This window comes from Gordonia jinhuaensis (assembly GCF_014639795.1).
GTDB lineage: Bacteria > Actinomycetota > Actinomycetes > Mycobacteriales > Mycobacteriaceae > Gordonia_B > Gordonia_B jinhuaensis.
Genome location: NZ_BMGC01000116.1, coordinates 1 through 548, shown reverse-complemented (window position 1 = coordinate 548; position 548 = coordinate 1). Strand labels below are relative to the sequence as shown.

1 protein-coding gene is annotated in these 548 nt (G+C 63.7%); it reads right to left on the bottom strand.

Features of this window, described 5'->3' with window-relative positions; genetic code table 11:
* The coding region (locus tag IEW22_RS19880; RefSeq protein WP_188589152.1) for a transposase domain-containing protein at positions 1-528 on the bottom strand (528 nt) is incomplete at its 3' end.
* Positions 529-548: the final 20 nt, after the last annotated feature.

Sequence of the window (548 nt, the reverse complement as noted above, 5' to 3'; positions counted from 1 at the left end):
CACCACCCGTGCCAGCGGAAACGCAGCCCGCTCACCCTTATTCACCCCGGCCCGACCGAAGAACTCGTCGTTGACCGGCGTGTCGGCCACATCAAGACAGGTTCCGTCCACCGCGACCAGCCGCCGACCCGCCACCCACACACCCGGCGTCGACGACGTCCCCACCGGGACCGCCACCCGCTCGAATAACGCCTTCATCGGCGCCGACCCCAACCGCTCCCGAGCCTGAAAAATCGCCGACTTCCCCGGCACGCGATACGACTCTTGCCACCCCGACGCCCACGACAAACCATCCGTGAGCTGCGACAACACATCCTCATACGAGCCATCGGAATACAACGCCATCCCAATCGAAAAATACGCCATCACCCGCGCCGGCAACGCACGATGACGCACCTCGGTCCGACCCGCCGACGCGATCACCTCATCGACAAGATCAGGCGGAAACACCCTGGTCACCACACCCACCGACACCACATCCGACAACCGACGATCCGACTCCGGCTTCACCCACCCAGCACGAGGCATACACCTAAAACTACACGCAT